This is a genomic window from Fructilactobacillus sp. X2R1C3, from assembly GCF_059901425.1.
This window is the reverse complement of the sequence record NZ_JBWXUW010000001.1, coordinates 156,464-171,712: the sequence shown is the minus strand read 5'-3', so window position 1 is coordinate 171,712 and position 15,249 is coordinate 156,464. Positions and strand designations below refer to the sequence as shown.

Below are 15,249 nucleotides of genomic sequence, written 5' to 3'. Positions count from 1 at the left end.
ACTCCTCCTCAATGCTTAATATTTTACTTAAAATATTAATTCGTGTATAACGCTTTCAATTATACAAAAATGATCACAAACAAGCAATACGCCAAAAGTGGCCTAATCAAAAAAGCACCAACCGATTAGTCAGTGCTGAAGTGATGATTTCCTGGGTCTGATTGCCAGGATAAAAACGGTACTTAAGACCAAAATGCCACCAATGGTTTCATAGATATTAAAACTAGTGTGTAAGAAAACCACCGTTCCAATGGTTGCTGAAAGTGGTTCAAACGTATCAAGTAGTCCGGCAGTCGTGGCGGACACATACCTTAGACTCGATGTGAAGCATAGAAATGACAGCATTGTGCCAAAAAGCACAATGAAGGCCACTCCCAAAATGCCACCAAGGGAAAGCTTAGGAACGTCCACCCAGAAGGGATGAATACAGGTGAAGATCACTCCACCAACGATCATTGCCCATCCAATAATGACAAACGTGCTGAAATTTTCTTGGAGTTTAACCGGCAGCATGGTCTGAAGCGCACCAGCAAAAGCCAGACAAAGGCCAAGCGTAAACGCTTTGGGACTCATTGCAAGATGAGTCAAGTCCCCTTTCGTTACCAGTAACCACGTTCCAAGTAAGGCAACCACTACGGCAACCCCCTGCTGAATCGTTGGCGCTTTTTTGTACACAATCACCGTCAAAATCATGATGATGACCGTTCCCAGGCTCTGCATGATGGTCGAAGTGGCCGCATTACTGGCTCTCGTTGTCAGTAAGTACAGGTATTGAACGGCCGATAAACCAAAAATAGTATAACAGAGAAGGATGACCCAACTATAGCCAGTGTGCCAAATTTTTAAAATCCTATTTTTTTGAACAAATTTTGTAAATAAAAGAATTAAGATGCCGGCAACCGACATCTTAACTCCCATCAGCCATTCCGTTGAAAAGTTCTTGTCTTGAAACAAGTACTGCGAAACGGGTCCTTGAATTCCCCACATGATGGCTCCAGCAATTGCTAGGATGACACCAATGTAAGTTTTACTCTTCTTCAATATTTGTGCCCCATTTACTTATCTTCGTAACCATTTGGATGCTTAGTCTTCCAAGTCCAAGCGGTTTTAATGATTTCTTCAACATCATCAAACTGTGGTTTCCAACCAAGCACTTCTCTCGCCTTGTCAGAGTTTGCAACCAATGTATCCGGATCGCCACCACGTCTTGCCGCAATTTCAACCGGAATCTTCTTACCGGTAACTTTTCGAGCAGCATCAACGATCTGCTTATTGGAAAAACCAGTCGATGAGCCGAGGTTAAAAATGTTACTTGGATTGCCTTTTTCCAGGTACTTCATGGCTAAGATGTGAGCGTCAGCTAAATCAAGGACGTGCACGTAATCACGAACGTTAGTCCCATCTGGCGTGTCGTAGTCATCCCCAAAAATCTTCATGGTATCCTGCTGACCCGCAGCCACTTTTAAGACGATGGGAATTAAATGGGTCTCTGGATGGTGATCCTCACCAATAGACCCGTCTTCCTTTGCTCCAGCGGCGTTGAAGTATCTAAGAGCAACAAACTTAATACCGTAAGCTTCATCAACCCACTTCATAATGTGCTCCATGATTAACTTGCTTTCACCATAGGGGTTGATGGGGTCCTTTCGGTCTTTTTCATAGATTGGAATTCGCTCTGGATTACCATAGGTCGCAGCGGTAGAAGAAAAGACCAGGTACTTGATCCCAGCTTTCTTCATTGACTCTAACAATTTAATCATCCCAATGACATTGTTATCAAAGTACTTCAAGGGATCCTTCATTGATTCTGGAACCAGTGAGAAAGCATCCATGTGGATGACAGCGTCAATATCTTCCTTAGCAAAAACCTCATCCAAAAAGTCAGAGTCACGAGTATCTCCCTCGTAAAACTTGGCCTTTGGATTAACAGCCTTGCGGTGTCCTGTTGATAAATTATCAATTACCACGACGTCATAACCCTTGTTAATTAAACGATCGACCATGTGAGAACCAATGTATCCGGCCCCTCCAGCAACTAGTACAGCCATCTTAATTACCTCCTATTTAACCAGTAAATCATCATATTGAGTGTTTTTTTCGAAAAATTTAACGGCAAAGGAACAAACTGGTTTGATTAAATCATGGTTTTCTTTGGCGTAATCAATCATTACCATAATTAACTTTCCAGCTAGGCCCTGGCCACGATAATTTGGGTTCACAAACGTTTCGTTAATGGAGACCACTCCATTATCTTCAGTAAAAGTAACTTCAGCAATTAAATCACCACGGACATCGTTAGCATAGAAACGGCCTGGTTCATAATCAAATTTCATTTGTCTCACCACCTTAGCGTAAGTATATCATAGTCTTAACGTCAATATAAAGGCGCTTACATTGACGGAGTGTCAGACTTTAATTATAATCCTTATTAGAAGTTACAATTCAAACTATTCGACGTGGAAAAATTGTTTCCAGGAGGAAAATTATGAGTGCAACAGATACTAAACAGGAATACGATAACTGGGTTTCTCAAGAAGATATGCCCGCAGAACTAAAAATTGATTTAGCTAAGATGAGAAACGATTCGGAACAAATTGAAGACGCTTTTGGTTCATCCCTTTCATTTGGAACGGCCGGAATGCGTGGAACGCTCGGTGCCGGGACGAACCGGATGAACATTTATACCGTTAGACAGGCCACTGAGGGTCTCGCCCAATTGATGGACACCCTTGATCCTGAGGTAAAAAAGCGTGGGGTCGTCATCAGTTTTGATCCCCGCTACAACTCGCAACTTTTTGCTCACGAAGCGGCTCGGGTCCTTGGTGCTCACGGCATCAAGACGTTTGTTTTTGATGACATTCGTCCAACCCCAGAACTTTCGTTTGCTGTGCGTCACTTACACACTTACGCCGGAATCATGATTACCGCTAGTCACAATCCAAAACAATACAACGGTTACAAGATTTACGGTGAAGACGGTGGTCAAATGCCACCCAAAGAGTCCGATCTAATCACCACTTACGTTCGAAAAGTCAACGACCTCTTCAAGATCCCAGTTTCAGAGGAAAAAGACCTTAGAAATGACGGACTCATGAGTATCGTTGGTGAAAACGTCGACGTGCCTTATCTAGAAGCCGTTCAAACGGTCAACGTGAACCATGACCTGATTAATAAGGTAGGAAAAGACCTGAAGTTTGTCTACACTCCCCTTCATGGGACTGGTAAAATCATTGCTAGACGAGCACTCTCAGACGCTGGGTTCAAGAACTATGACGCGGTTGTTGAACAAACCATCGCCGACCCCGAGTTTCCTACTACACCATTTCCTAATCCAGAATTCCCGCAGACCTTCGATCTTGCCATCAAATTGGGTAAAAAGGAAGATGCAGACGTTCTGATTGCTACTGACCCTGACGCTGACCGTCTGGGAGCTGCCGTTAGACAACCCGATGGTGAGTACAAACTCATGACTGGAAACCAAATCGCTAGTGTACTTTTAAATTACATTCTTCAAGCCAAAAAAGACGCTGGTACCCTTCCAAAGGACGGGGTCGTGGTTAAATCAATCGTTTCAACCGAACTCGCCACTGATATTGCCAAAAATTACGGGATTGAGATGAAGAATGTCCTCACCGGGTTCAAGTTTATCGCGGAACAAATCAAAAACTTTGAACAAAATCACGATCATACCTTCCTCTTTGGATTTGAAGAAAGCTATGGCTACTTAATTAAACCATTTGTAAGAGATAAGGACGCCATTCAGTCGACTTTACTGCTTGCTGAAGTCGCTGCTTACTACCGAGAAAAAGGGATGACCCTGTACGACGGTCTTCAGGATATCTACAAGAAGTACGGTTACTTTAGAGAAAAGACCATCTCTAAGGAATTCGATGGTCTAGAGGGTAAATCCAAGATGGCCGCAATCATGAAAGACTTTAGAGACCATCCCATGACGTCGTTTAACGGTGCCAAGGTAGTCAAGCTTGAAGACTTCCAGACATCCACCACCACGATGGCTGATGGTTCAACCCAAAAGATTGAGTTACCACAATCGAACGTTTTAAAGTATTGGCTTGATGACGGGACTTGGCTTGCAATTCGTCCTTCTGGAACGGAGCCCAAGATTAAGTTCTACATCGGTGTCAAAGCTGATACAGCAAAGGCGGCTGATCAAAAACTTGAAAGCTACACTAAAGCCGTTGACGATGAACTATTAAATAAATAATTTTAAGCAAACAAAAACTGGACTCGTTTGAGTCCAGTTTTTTTAGTACGTTCATTTAGCGGCCGGTTCATCAGCATTCACAAGGGCCACCGTGTACACTTTTTCCACCTTAAATTCCTTAATGGCCTTCTCACTACGCCAGAACATCTGGATCGCAGCATGACCAGTTGTTCCTTGGCGCATATCACGCCGCATCCCCGTAACATAATCAGAAACATACGTAATCATCTTAATCAACTGCGCAATTAAGGAGGCCAACTTTGATTTTTTGGGTGCGTCCATTCTCTTTAACAATTTAATCGAATAAGCGCATTTTTCAAGCAAGTTATCGTCATTGACTAGGTCACCAATCGCAAACGCAAATGAATTCTCAACGGTGTAACCATCCCCACGATAATGAACTAACCCGGAGTTATCCTTAAAACTATTAACAACCGTTTCAAGGTATTTTCCTTCGTTATCAATGAATTGAACGTTATCCGCCAGTTTTGAATCCGAAAGGCTCAGGGTCTCCTTATCCGTCAAATTACTAAACCAACTTTTTAAGCTCAAATTGCCAACCCCTTTCTGATGTTTGGTTTGTGAATTATTACCTTCATTATATCATTAGCTGTAAGCGCTTACCAATAGTAACTTTCTCCTGGGTAAAATCATCGGTTTGTTAATTCCTGCTTACATAACCAATTAACAATGATGTATCATTATTACCATAATGATAAATTAAGGAGTGAATCACATGAAAATTGGAGTATTAGGTGCCGGCCACATGGGCAGCGCCATCATTAAAGGACTTGTTAACAAATATACCGCGAGTGACGTTTTAGTAAAGGGACATCACGTAACAGACGAGCTCAAAAACTTCTCAAAAGACCTTGGCTTTACGATTGTCACCGATGATTTTCCAAGTGACTTAAACGTCCTATTTGTAACAACTCCCGCACCAATTACAGTGGCAGTGCTGAAGAACACCAAATTACCAGACCAAACTGTGATCGTTTCAGCAGCACAGGGAGTTAGTGAACAAGCCATTAACGACGTGCACCCAGACAACTCAGTGGTCTGTATCGTACCTAACATCCCGGTTGCTGTGAACGCCGGCTGCATCGCCGTTGGTGAATCTAAGAATGCTAATGAAGAAGACATTAAGTCGGCCTTAGACGTTGTCGCTAACCTAGGGACACTCATTAAGACCAGCAACCAAAACCTTGGCATCGTGGGAACGGTTGCCGGATGTGGTCCCGCCTTTGTTGACGTCTTCCTGGACGCCTTGGCTGATGCTGCCGTTCAAAATGGACTTGACCGTGAAACGGCCTTTAAGGTCGCTGCAAGTATGGTTCAAGGCAGTGGCAAATTAGCACTCGATACTGGCATTTCACCGGCAACTTTGAAAGACCAAGTGACCTCACCTGGCGGATCAACCATTCGTGGGGTGGTTGCTTTAGACGCTACCGGGTTTAGAAATGCTGTCAACAAGGCGGTTAACGACGCCAACAAGTAAAATACGGTAATGGAGGAAATTATTTGGATTCAAAAGTAAGTTTAAAAACCAAAATCGCGATCCTCGCCACCGCGTTACTATCATTTTGTGGAATTCTACTAGAAACCTCAATGAACGTTACGTTTCCGGAACTCTCACAAATTTTTCACATTTCGTTAAACTTAGTTCAGTGGATTTCAACTGGATACTTACTAGTTGTTACCATCACCATGGCAACAACGGCATACCTACTAAAGAAATTTCCGCTGAAAAACATTTTCATCTTTGCAGTCACCGCGTTTATCCTTGGCGATATTTTGTGTGCGGTCGCACCCAACTTCTGGCTCCTATTAATTGGACGACTAATTCAAGCGGCGGCTACTGGGATCTCACTTCCAATGATGTATCAAATCATTTTTGCTGAAGTACCACGACCAAAAATCGGTTTTTACACTGGAATTGCCTCCATGGTTATCTCACTAGCTCCCGCACTGGGACCAACTTACGGTGGAACGCTATCATCACTACTTTCATGGCGTTACATCTTCATCGTGGCTTTTCCAATCGTCCTAATCACCCTGTTTATCGGACTTAAGAGCATTGACCTTAAGGCTCCGGGAATCTCCAAACGATTTGACTTCGTTAGCTTTGCCCTCTTGATCGTGACCCTATTCTCATTTGTTTGGGGTGCTAACCAGTTTGGCGTCAAGGGTGCAACGTTTATGAGTGGCCTCATTCCCATCGTCATTGGATTAATCACCCTGGTCTTATTTATCTATCTCAATGGCCACGGTGATTCACAGCTAATGTCGCTTCACCCCCTCAAGATCCCCACGGTTTCACTGAACGCCGTGAACTACTTCTTGTTGATGTTCATCAACATTGGGGCGTCATTTGTAATTCCAATTTACGCTGAGACGGTCCTTCATACCAGTGCCATGGTTGCCGGACTGATCCTGCTGCCAGGTTCAATCATTGGTGGACTCATTTCGCCATTTGCTGGAGGAGCTTACGACCGGTTTGGTGCCTTTAAACCAATCATGATTGGGATGGTTCTGCTGTCAATCGCCACGTTCTTGTTTAGTTCCATGACCGCTGCCTTCACGGTTATCGTGTTAACGCTGTTATTTGCACTTTTACGAATTGGATTTAACTGTGCGTTCTCCTGTACCATTACCAATGCTCAAGAAACCGCACCACAATCTGATTCAGCCGACGTGAACTCGCTATTTAACATGCTCCAACAATACGCTGGTTCAATCGGTACTAGTGTCCTGGCAACGATCTACGCTTTTAACCAGAACCAGGCTCACAGTGCTGCCCAATACGTTTCAAAGACGGTCATGGGTGGTCACATGGACTTCCTACTATTATTTGTCCTAGCAGTTGCTGGATTAATTCTCTCACTAGTTAACTGGACCATTCAAAGAAAGCACCACGTCAAAAATGCATAACAATCAAGCAATTAAGAAACTTGCTCCGAACCTTCACCATTTAACTACGGAACAGGAACAATTAATCAATCAAATCGAACAATTTATTAATCAACGAATTGATCAAAAACAACCGTCCGTTTTCACGATCTTCGGGGATGCCGGCACGGGCAAAAGTGTCATTTTAAGTCAACTATTTTTCAACATTCAACAAGCCGCAAAGAAAAAAGGCAAGCTTCATGATACTAAGAACTACTTCTTAGTTAACCATCCAGAAATTTTGAAGGTTTACAAACAAATTGCTGGATCTGAAGATAATGTTTTAAAAAAGAACTTTATGCGTCCTACCTCTTTTATTAACCAAATGCATAAGCGAAACGAACATGCTGACGTTGTGATTGTTGATGAGGCCCATTTACTACTGTCTTCACCGGACCACTACAATAATTTCTATCAGGAAAACCAGTTAGAAGAGATCATTAAGTCAAGCAAGGTCGTCATTGCCGTCTTTGACATGAATCAGGTACTACGGACCAAGTGTTACTGGGACAAGCAACGTTTAAATAAACTACTTGGGCCCTACTATCACGAAAGCTATCAACTGACTCATCAGTTTCGCATGACCGCTAAGCCAGACTTGGTCCACTGGATCAACGAATTTACGAAGGGCAAGCTGTTACCAATCCCCAAGGACGCAGATACTGGTTACGACTTTCAAATCTTTGATGACGCTGAAAAAATGCGCCAAGCGATTGTGAAGAAGAACGATGAAGTGGGCTTATCCCGAATTGTTTCGACCACTGGCTATCCATCGACTTTAGATGGCGGAAAACATTACATCAAAGAGCTTGGTGGTTTCAAAATGCCGTGGGATCAGTACAATTACACCAGTACCCCGTGGGCGGAAATTCCCCAAACCATCAATGAAGTTGGTTCCATCTACACCTGTCAGGGATTTGATTTGAACTACGTCGGCATCATTTTAGGACCGCCCATCTATCTTGACCCTAAAGATCACCGCGTAAAGGTCGATTTAAAAAAGCAAACCGATGTTGAAAGTAAGAAACACCGAAGGGACATCACGGATCCAAAGGAATTTGCACAAATAAGACGGCAAATCATCCTGAACTCCGTGAACGTGCTGATGAAGCGCGGTGTTTTTGGGACTTACATCTTTGCTCACGACCCGAACCTTAGAGCAGCATTGATGAAATCATTTCAAAAGATCACCCACTAAGTAAGTTCCATTTTAAAGATAATTAAGCAGAAAGACTCCATAATGTTCGCATTTTGGGGTCTTTTTTGCTGTTTGGATAAAAAAATTCAATTTTGTGTAACAAAATGTGCCATCAGTGCTAGTAATTTCTTTTCAATGCGTATAATCTAGTCATAACCCCAAAATACATTTTTTGGAGCTTATGATAAGGAGGACAATTTAATGGGATCAATCATTCAATTCAAAGACGTAGAAAAGTACTACGGCAAATTTCACGCGTTAACCAACATTAACCTTGATATTCACGAGGGTGAAAACGTTGTGTTAATCGGACCATCTGGATCAGGTAAATCAACTTTACTTAGAACCATTAATGGACTAGAGACCATTCAAGAGGGTCAACTCGTTGTTGACGGCAAAGATCTGTCAAGCAACAAAACCAACCTCAATAAACTTAGAACTGACGTTGGGATGGTCTTTCAGCATTTCAACCTCTACAACAATAAAACCATCACCGAAAACATCACGTTGGCTCCACGAATCGTCTTAAAACGTCCTCAAGCTGAAAACGAAAAGGTAGCAAAGAAACTCCTTGAACGAGTTAACCTCCCAGACCAGGGAGCCAAATACCCAGCTCAATTATCTGGTGGTCAACAACAGCGAATTGCCATTGCCCGTTCCCTAGCAATGAATCCCAAGGTACTGCTGTTTGACGAACCAACCTCTGCTCTTGACCCAGAAATGGTCGGGAGTGTGTTAGACATCATGCAGGACATTGCCAACACCTCGGACATGACGACCCTCGTTGTTACTCATGAAATGGGCTTTGCCAGATCCGTTGCCGATCGGGTTATTTTCATGGCTGACGGGAAAATCCTGGAAAACTCTAAGACCGACGAATTCTTCGATCACCCTAAGACCGAACGAGCTCGCAAATTCCTATCACAAGTTGAACATAAATAAAAAGTGAGGTAGATTCCATGAGTAAATTTAAGTTAAAACGAGTGGGTTTGATTGCCTCCGTCATCTTAATCGTCATAATCATTGGCGGCATCTTTACTGGTCTTGAGGCCAAGAAACATCAGTCGGTCGCAACCAATGACTACGCCAGAATCAAGGACAGCCACGTCATGCACTGGGGCGTTAAGGGTGATACCAGACTGTTTGGCTTAATCAGTCCCAAGACTGGTCAAAGTGAAGGATTTGATGTCGACATGGCACGCGCCGTTACCGCCCAAATGGCAAAAGACGCCGGAACGAAAATCAAGCCCGAATTCACTTCCGTTACCACTAACTCTAAAATCCAGTTACTAAAAAATAATCAGGTTGAAGCAGTGGCCGCAACGATGACCATCACGCCCGAAAGAGCCAAGGTAATTGACTTTACTAAGCCGTACTTTCCAGCCGGTCAATCGATTCTGGTTAAAAGAGATTCACCGATTAAAGACATTCGTCAGTTAAACAATCCTAAGTACACCGTAATCACAACGATTGGAACGACTGCGATTCAAACCATGAAACAGTTTGCCCCGAAGGCAAAGGTCATCTCCATGCCAGATAACTCTCAGGCCTTAAGTGCCCTTGAGTCCGGTCAAGGAGTTGCCGTAACCACCGATAACGCCATTCTGTACGGTTTAGCTGATCAAAATCGATCCACCAAAGTTGTCGGAAAACCATTCACTAACCAACCATATGGATTAGCAATGAACAAGCACCAACCTGAACTGAAGGCCGCCATGGATAAAGCTTTAGAACAGGTCATTTCCGACGGAACTTACAACAAGCTGATTAAGAAATGGTTCTCAAACGTGCCTGGATTAGATTGGAGGAGTCTTGAAAAATGATAAATATCTTTCTTGAAAATTGGAAAACTCTTCTAGACGGCTTCTGGATTACCATCTTATCCTCAATCATTGGATTAGTTGGATCACTAGTCTTGGGTACCATCTTTGCCCTTTTAGAAATGGCTCCAAATAAACTACTTAAATTCATCGGAAGTGCGTTTGTCGAATTTTTTAGAAACATCCCACTTCTAGTTATCACCCTGTTCTTCTACGTGGTGGTCGCCGCCGATTTCCACATTTCCGGCTTTTGGTCTGGAACCATCGGACTAATCCTCTATACGTCTGCGTTTATCGCTGAGTGTATTAGAGGTGGTGTTGACTCAGTTGATCCGGGCCAGATGGAGGGTGCTAGAGCGAACGGATTAACGTACACTCAGGCCATGATTCAGGTGGTCTTACCTCAAGGATTCAAACTGGCCATCCCATCACTTGGAAACCAGTTCATTAACCTGGTTAAAAACTCATCAATTCTGTCATTCGTGGCCGGATTCGATTTAATGTACCAGGCGAACGTTATCTCTGGTGAAAATCTTGACCCATTTAACACCTACATCATCGTTGGAATTTTGTATCTCATCATCACCGTCTCTGTTTCCAAATGCATGAGCGTGATTGAGCGCAAAGTGAATGGAGGTGTCACACAATGAGTGGAGCATTTAGCTTAATTAACATGCACTATTTACTGGGTGGTCTAGTGGTTACCATTCTGGTATCAGTGATTTCAATTATTATTAGTTTTATCCTGGGAACGCTGATCGGAATCATCCTATTTGAAAAAGTTCCCTACTTTACCAAGACAGTTCGTTTCATTTCCAACACCATTAGGAACCTGCCACTACTGCTTCTCATCTTCTTCACCTTCTTTGCTCTACCAAAGTTAGGGGTAGAACTGAATGCCTTTGCGGCTACGGTCGTTGCCATGTCGGTCTTTGAAGCCAGCATGGTTGGTGAAATTATCCGTGGCGGTCTACTCTCAGTCGGAGTGGACCAGGCTGAAGGAGCCCTTTCTACCGGAATGAACAAGGCCCAAACGTTATGGCACATCCTGTTGCCACAGGCCCTAAAGAAGTCCATTCCACCCCTGATTTCCCAGTTCATTTCACTAGTTAAGGATACTTCGTTAGCAACCGCCATTGTCCTTCCAGAACTAACCTTTAGGTCTCAGGTCATTTACGGTCAGAACCCTAACTACATGATTCCGATGTTTGTCACGATTGCCATTATGTACTTCATTATTAACTACGGACTTTCCTTACTTGCAAAATGGTTTGACAAAAGAATGGTCTAGCATGCACAAATTGCTTCCCATTCTCTTGATTTTGAGCTACATTGGATGAGGGCATATGGGAGGTTAATGCATGTTGACAAACAAAATTAAAATCACAGCAACAATGACGAGTAAGAATCAAATTACGATTCCAAAAACCGTCCGTGACATTCTCAATCTTAAGCAAAACGACCAACTAGAATTTACAGTTCAAAAAGATGGCTCGGTAACGATGGCACCTAAAGAATCTTTTGAGGGGTTTTGGAAAATCGTTGAAGATCAGGAGAAGAAATACGGTAACGTCAGCAGTTCGGAACAAGATTGGGGCCCTGATCAGGGGTCGGAGGTTATCGATTAATGAATTATAAACAAGGTGAGATTTACTTCGTTAATCTTGAACCGGCACTTGGCACCGAAACCAAGAAAAAACGTCCGTGTCTGGTGGTTAGTAACAATCACTATAATCATCTAATGAACACGGTGATTGTAATTCCAATCAGTTCTTCCGCTAAGTACTTGGAAGAAAAGAAGTACGTGAAGTCACCACTATACTTTCAGGTTAATAACAAAAATGTTCATGGGACTGCCATGCTTCAGCACGTCAGAACCGTGGACATGGAAGTTAGAAGCGAAACTAAGTTAGTTGCGAAGTTAGACGATCGGGACATGCGGAAAATTACTAATAACATTAAACAGTTCTTTTAAAAGGTACGAAAAAGAGGCCACACGAAGGTGTGACCTCTTTTTTTGTGTTCATAGGTTGCAAAAATAAATATGTGGCTCAATTTTATTTTCGGATAAATAATTGATCCAATAACATTTGACCAACATCATTTGATGAAATGATTGTTTCTCATGAATTTAATCGATAATCTTAAATAAAGACATTTAAGTAATTAATTAAGGAGAGCAACAATCATGAAAACCAAAGAACTTGTTTATGACGCACTATTTGCCGCAATCGTCGTTGTCTTAGGCCTCTTTCCACCGCTGACACTGCCATTTATCCCAGTTCCAATTACGCTACAAAGTATGGGCATCATGCTTCAGGGAAGCTTTCTAGGTAAGAAAAACGGCTTTCTAAGTGCCCTACTGGTAGTTATCCTGGTCTTAATTGGCCTGCCTGTCCTCTCAGGCGGACGTGGCGGTTTAGGAATTTTAGCTGGACCAACCGGTGGTTACTTCATCATTTGGCCCATCGCCGCCTTTCTCATTGGGCTTTTGGTCGAAATATCATGGAGGAAGATTAATTTCTGGAAGTACCTCATCGCCAATGTCATCGGTGGTGTGATTCTGATTGATGTTTTTGGGGCCTTGTACCTCTCAGTAATTGCCCACATATCAGTGACGGCCTCGCTAGTCTCAAACTTAGCCTTCATCCCTGGTGATATCATCAAGGCCGTGATCGTTAGTCTCATCTGTGTCGTAACCAAGAAAATTAGTCTGGTGTCACAACTCAAACATGAATAATTTTATCTTTGGCACATACGCGAACAATCATTCCTTCATGCAGCAATTAGATCCGCGAACTAAGCTCATTTTCATTACGCTCATCACGATCACATTCATGTGGTCAACCACGACTATTCAAATTGGCATCGGAGCTTTAGGACTAATTGGACTGTATCACTTGGCCCACATCAAACTAAGCATGGCACTTAGTTCCATCAAGCCCATTTTATTCATTTTAGTGTTTATTTTAATTTATCACGGAATTTTTCCGACCAATCACGATTTGTACATTAATCAGATTAATGTGGGTGGGTGGCTTTATGGAGGCAAGCTTTGCGTTAAAATCATCCTTCTGCTTCTGGTGGCCGCCCTTTTATCGTTTACGACCAGTCCATCAGATCTATCACAGGCAATCTCGCGACTACTGAGGCCATTAACTTATCTTCATCTGCCTATATCTGAGTTTTCGTTAATGATTACTCTCACCCTGCAATTCATTCCCATTATTTTAGGTGAACTAAACGATCTAAAAGTTGCCCAAACCAGCCGCGGAGTTGACTTTACTTCATCAAAATTGACCAAGAAAATCAAACTCCACGTTCATCTCATCATTCCACTGTTGTACGCGGTCACAAACCACGCTGACAAGATGTCTGATACTTTAGACGCCCGTGGTTACGTCCCTAACTCCCAAACGACTAGGTATCACGAAACTAAGTTTAGTATCCAAGACATCATCTTTGGTGGCGGTGTCATCATCTACTTAGTTTTAATTCTTACTTTAAGGTCATTTTAAAACTATCCTGAATCATCTTTTGAACCTGTTTTGAATCAACTTCACCAAGCACAATCGTAAGCCAGTGCTCCTTGTTCATGTGATAAGCCGGTAAATAGCCCTTGGACTGTTTCAAAAGTCCGGCAACATCTGGATCCACTTTCACGTCTAAGACATCGATCTCATCGATTCCGTTTAACCCTAATTTGTTTTGCGGTACGTTCATGACTAGGCCAAACCACTTCTGGTCATCCTTGTGACGAAAAGCCAAGTACTTTGGATATTCTTTAAAAGGCCGGTCTGGTTCCACGTCAAACTGCTTTTTAATGTATTTAATTACATCATCACGATTATTCATTTTACTCACCTAATCCATTCTTAACCTGGTACTCATGACTGAATTCAGAAACAGCCTTCATGGCGTTCATCACATCTGTTGGTGTTACTGAAACTGGTAAGTTTACCATGGTGTCACTTGGATCACATGCTTGAGTGGCAGCCTTCATTAATTCTTCATCACTGGCATTGCCCAACTTCAGATCCGCTAGCGTGGTTGGTAGGCCAAACTCAAGATCGAATTTCAAATACTTTTCAAACTGACGATGATCGGCACCCGTCAGAACCAACTCACATAGGGTTCCGAAGGCGACCTTTTGTCCATGTGATAACTGGTCAATCTCACCACTCAAAGCCGTAAAGCCATTGTAGATGGCGTGAGCAGCGGCCAAGCCACCACTTTCAAAACCAATCCCACTAAGAAGCGTGTTGGCTTCAGCGACTTTATCAAGTTTGGTAGTCACCGATCCAACCACGTTTGCGGCAACCGCTAGGCTTCCATACTTAAACAACGTTTATTCACACTTTTGCCCAATTGCTTCACCAGCAAGGGTTGATTTTCCACCTAGCATGTTCGTTCCGTTAGACTTGCGGGTATCTGTCGCCTCAATGTTAGTCGCCATGGCATCGGCCATTCCCGAAATCAGAAACTTGACTGGTGCCTGACTAATCACCTTGGTATCAAGAATCACCATGTCGGGATTTTTCTTATAGAAACGATAGTGGTCAAACTGACCACCGTCAGTGTAAATTACCGACAACCGCGAACATGGTGCGTCCGTCGAGGCAATCGTTGGGGCAATCACTACGGTTGTGTTCAAGTTGTCAGCAATCGCTTTAGCACTATCGGACACCTTGCCGCCGCCCAGACCAATGACAACGTCATCATTGTTAGCTTGACCAATCTTAGTAACTCGATCAATCTCACTTTCAGATGACTCCCCGGCAAAATCAACCACCTCCACGTCAAAACCATTTTGTTTCAAGTAATCAGCAAAGTCATTGCCAATGATTTTTAAAACCGAATGACTTGACAACAGTAAAACCTTTTTCCCAAACTTGCCAATTCGATCCGCACTGCTCATCAAAACGTCTGAGCCTTGCACATAGTTACTAGGACTTGCGTATAATTCAACCATTTTTTAATCCTCCTTTAAACTGTCATAATTATATGATTCACAAATTAAGAAGTAAACCATTTAAAAATGCATAAGAAAAAGCCGA

General features: G+C 42.9%; 17 protein-coding genes and 1 pseudogene. 12 read left to right on the top strand and 6 right to left on the bottom strand.

Features of this window, described 5'->3' with window-relative positions; all coding sequences use genetic code 11:
- Positions 1 to 129: 129 nt before the first annotated feature.
- The 3 genes from AC6UDD_RS00795 to AC6UDD_RS00785 are packed head-to-tail and all read right to left on the bottom strand — an operon-like array spanning position 130 to position 2,333.
- Positions 130 to 1,041 (bottom strand): DMT family transporter, encoded by a 912-nt coding sequence (locus AC6UDD_RS00795; RefSeq protein ID WP_500717562.1) that lies wholly within the window; start codon positions 1,039 to 1,041, stop codon positions 130 to 132.
- Positions 1,042 to 1,055: 14 nt separating this feature from the next.
- Entirely contained in the window at positions 1,056 to 2,048 is a 993-nt protein-coding gene (gene galE / locus AC6UDD_RS00790; RefSeq protein WP_500717559.1) for a UDP-glucose 4-epimerase GalE, read from the bottom strand.
- 12 nt (positions 2,049 to 2,060) lie between these two features.
- The gene (locus AC6UDD_RS00785; RefSeq protein WP_500717557.1) at positions 2,061 to 2,333 is read right to left on the bottom strand and encodes a GNAT family N-acetyltransferase; all 273 of its coding nucleotides are present in this window, start codon (positions 2,331 to 2,333) and stop codon (positions 2,061 to 2,063) included.
- Between the two features lie 152 nt (positions 2,334 to 2,485).
- Here AC6UDD_RS00785 and AC6UDD_RS00780 point away from each other — a divergent pair, with 152 nt between their 5' ends.
- Complete coding sequence (locus AC6UDD_RS00780; RefSeq protein WP_500717555.1) at positions 2,486 to 4,225, top strand: phospho-sugar mutase; 1,740 nt, start codon at positions 2,486 to 2,488, stop codon at positions 4,223 to 4,225.
- A 51-nt stretch (positions 4,226 to 4,276) separates the two neighbouring features.
- On the opposite strand, the gene AC6UDD_RS00775 is transcribed toward AC6UDD_RS00780, so the two are convergent.
- A complete protein-coding gene (locus AC6UDD_RS00775; protein ID WP_500717553.1) occupies positions 4,277 to 4,777 on the bottom strand; it encodes a hypothetical protein in 501 nt (166 codons plus the stop codon).
- Between the two features lie 184 nt (positions 4,778 to 4,961).
- On the opposite strand from AC6UDD_RS00775, the gene AC6UDD_RS00770 reads away from it, so the two are divergent.
- From AC6UDD_RS00770 to AC6UDD_RS00720, 11 genes are all read left to right on the top strand, one after another.
- On the top strand, positions 4,962 to 5,723 hold the full coding sequence (locus AC6UDD_RS00770; RefSeq protein ID WP_500717551.1) for a pyrroline-5-carboxylate reductase family protein: 762 nt from the start codon (positions 4,962 to 4,964) through the stop codon (positions 5,721 to 5,723).
- A 23-nt stretch (positions 5,724 to 5,746) separates the two neighbouring features.
- Positions 5,747 to 7,156: an MFS transporter gene (locus AC6UDD_RS00765; RefSeq protein ID WP_500717549.1), complete on the top strand. Its 1,410-nt coding sequence runs from the start codon at positions 5,747 to 5,749 to the stop codon at positions 7,154 to 7,156.
- Positions 7,149 to 8,372 (top strand): DUF2075 domain-containing protein, encoded by a 1,224-nt coding sequence (locus tag AC6UDD_RS00760; RefSeq protein ID WP_500717546.1) that lies wholly within the window; start codon positions 7,149 to 7,151, stop codon positions 8,370 to 8,372. The genes AC6UDD_RS00765 and AC6UDD_RS00760 overlap by 8 nt, the downstream gene beginning before the upstream one ends.
- 201 nt (positions 8,373 to 8,573) lie before the next feature.
- On the top strand, positions 8,574 to 9,314 hold the full coding sequence (locus tag AC6UDD_RS00755; protein WP_500717544.1) for an amino acid ABC transporter ATP-binding protein: 741 nt from the start codon (positions 8,574 to 8,576) through the stop codon (positions 9,312 to 9,314).
- Between the two features lie 17 nt (positions 9,315 to 9,331).
- A complete protein-coding gene (locus tag AC6UDD_RS00750) occupies positions 9,332 to 10,195 on the top strand; it encodes a transporter substrate-binding domain-containing protein (RefSeq protein WP_500717542.1) in 864 nt (287 codons plus the stop codon).
- Complete coding sequence (locus AC6UDD_RS00745) at positions 10,192 to 10,842, top strand: amino acid ABC transporter permease (RefSeq protein ID WP_500693380.1); 651 nt, start codon at positions 10,192 to 10,194, stop codon at positions 10,840 to 10,842. Before AC6UDD_RS00750 ends, AC6UDD_RS00745 begins: the two co-directional genes overlap by 4 nt.
- A complete protein-coding gene (locus AC6UDD_RS00740) occupies positions 10,839 to 11,483 on the top strand; it encodes an amino acid ABC transporter permease (protein WP_500717539.1) in 645 nt (214 codons plus the stop codon). Before AC6UDD_RS00745 ends, AC6UDD_RS00740 begins: the two co-directional genes overlap by 4 nt.
- A gap of 70 nt (positions 11,484 to 11,553) precedes the next feature.
- A complete protein-coding gene (locus AC6UDD_RS00735) occupies positions 11,554 to 11,820 on the top strand; it encodes an AbrB/MazE/SpoVT family DNA-binding domain-containing protein (RefSeq protein WP_500717536.1) in 267 nt (88 codons plus the stop codon).
- The gene (locus tag AC6UDD_RS00730; protein WP_500693377.1) at positions 11,820 to 12,167 is read left to right on the top strand and encodes a type II toxin-antitoxin system PemK/MazF family toxin; all 348 of its coding nucleotides are present in this window, start codon (positions 11,820 to 11,822) and stop codon (positions 12,165 to 12,167) included. The genes AC6UDD_RS00735 and AC6UDD_RS00730 overlap by 1 nt, the downstream gene beginning before the upstream one ends.
- Before the next feature lie 213 nt (positions 12,168 to 12,380).
- Positions 12,381 to 12,932, top strand: a complete 552-nt coding sequence (locus AC6UDD_RS00725; RefSeq protein WP_500717534.1) for a biotin transporter BioY — start codon at positions 12,381 to 12,383, stop codon at positions 12,930 to 12,932.
- On the top strand, positions 12,925 to 13,710 hold the full coding sequence (locus AC6UDD_RS00720) for an energy-coupling factor transporter transmembrane component T family protein (RefSeq protein ID WP_500717531.1): 786 nt from the start codon (positions 12,925 to 12,927) through the stop codon (positions 13,708 to 13,710). Before AC6UDD_RS00725 ends, AC6UDD_RS00720 begins: the two co-directional genes overlap by 8 nt.
- Here the strand turns inward: AC6UDD_RS00720 and AC6UDD_RS00715 are convergent.
- Positions 13,691 to 14,047 carry an MmcQ/YjbR family DNA-binding protein gene (locus AC6UDD_RS00715; RefSeq protein ID WP_500717529.1) on the bottom strand — a complete coding sequence of 119 codons (357 nt, stop codon included), beginning with the start codon at positions 14,045 to 14,047 and terminating at the stop codon, positions 13,691 to 13,693. The two genes, AC6UDD_RS00720 and AC6UDD_RS00715, sit on opposite strands and share 20 nt — an antisense overlap.
- A 1-nt stretch (position 14,048) precedes the next feature.
- Positions 14,049 to 15,164 (bottom strand): annotated as a pseudogene (locus tag AC6UDD_RS00710) (glycerol dehydrogenase).
- Positions 15,165 to 15,249: the final 85 nt, after the last annotated feature.

Bases quoted from the DNA above. Each gene is read 5' to 3' on its own strand.
- galE (WP_500717559.1), bottom strand. From the start codon at position 2,048: ATGGCTGTACTAGTTGCTGGAGGGGCCGGATACATTGGTTCTCACATG.
- AC6UDD_RS00730 (WP_500693377.1), top strand. From the start codon at position 11,820: ATGAATTATAAACAAGGTGAGATTTACTTCGTTAATCTTGAACCGGCA.
- AC6UDD_RS00760 (WP_500717546.1), top strand. From the start codon at position 7,149: ATGCATAACAATCAAGCAATTAAGAAACTTGCTCCGAACCTTCACCAT.
- AC6UDD_RS00725 (WP_500717534.1), top strand. From the start codon at position 12,381: ATGAAAACCAAAGAACTTGTTTATGACGCACTATTTGCCGCAATCGTC.
- AC6UDD_RS00735 (WP_500717536.1), top strand. From the start codon at position 11,554: ATGTTGACAAACAAAATTAAAATCACAGCAACAATGACGAGTAAGAAT.
- AC6UDD_RS00740 (WP_500717539.1), top strand. From the start codon at position 10,839: ATGAGTGGAGCATTTAGCTTAATTAACATGCACTATTTACTGGGTGGT.
- AC6UDD_RS00770 (WP_500717551.1), top strand. From the start codon at position 4,962: ATGAAAATTGGAGTATTAGGTGCCGGCCACATGGGCAGCGCCATCATT.
- AC6UDD_RS00785 (WP_500717557.1), bottom strand. From the start codon at position 2,333: ATGAAATTTGATTATGAACCAGGCCGTTTCTATGCTAACGATGTCCGT.
- AC6UDD_RS00715 (WP_500717529.1), bottom strand. From the start codon at position 14,047: ATGAATAATCGTGATGATGTAATTAAATACATTAAAAAGCAGTTTGAC.
- AC6UDD_RS00755 (WP_500717544.1), top strand. From the start codon at position 8,574: ATGGGATCAATCATTCAATTCAAAGACGTAGAAAAGTACTACGGCAAA.
- AC6UDD_RS00745 (WP_500693380.1), top strand. From the start codon at position 10,192: ATGATAAATATCTTTCTTGAAAATTGGAAAACTCTTCTAGACGGCTTC.
- AC6UDD_RS00720 (WP_500717531.1), top strand. From the start codon at position 12,925: ATGAATAATTTTATCTTTGGCACATACGCGAACAATCATTCCTTCATG.
- AC6UDD_RS00750 (WP_500717542.1), top strand. From the start codon at position 9,332: ATGAGTAAATTTAAGTTAAAACGAGTGGGTTTGATTGCCTCCGTCATC.
- AC6UDD_RS00780 (WP_500717555.1), top strand. From the start codon at position 2,486: ATGAGTGCAACAGATACTAAACAGGAATACGATAACTGGGTTTCTCAA.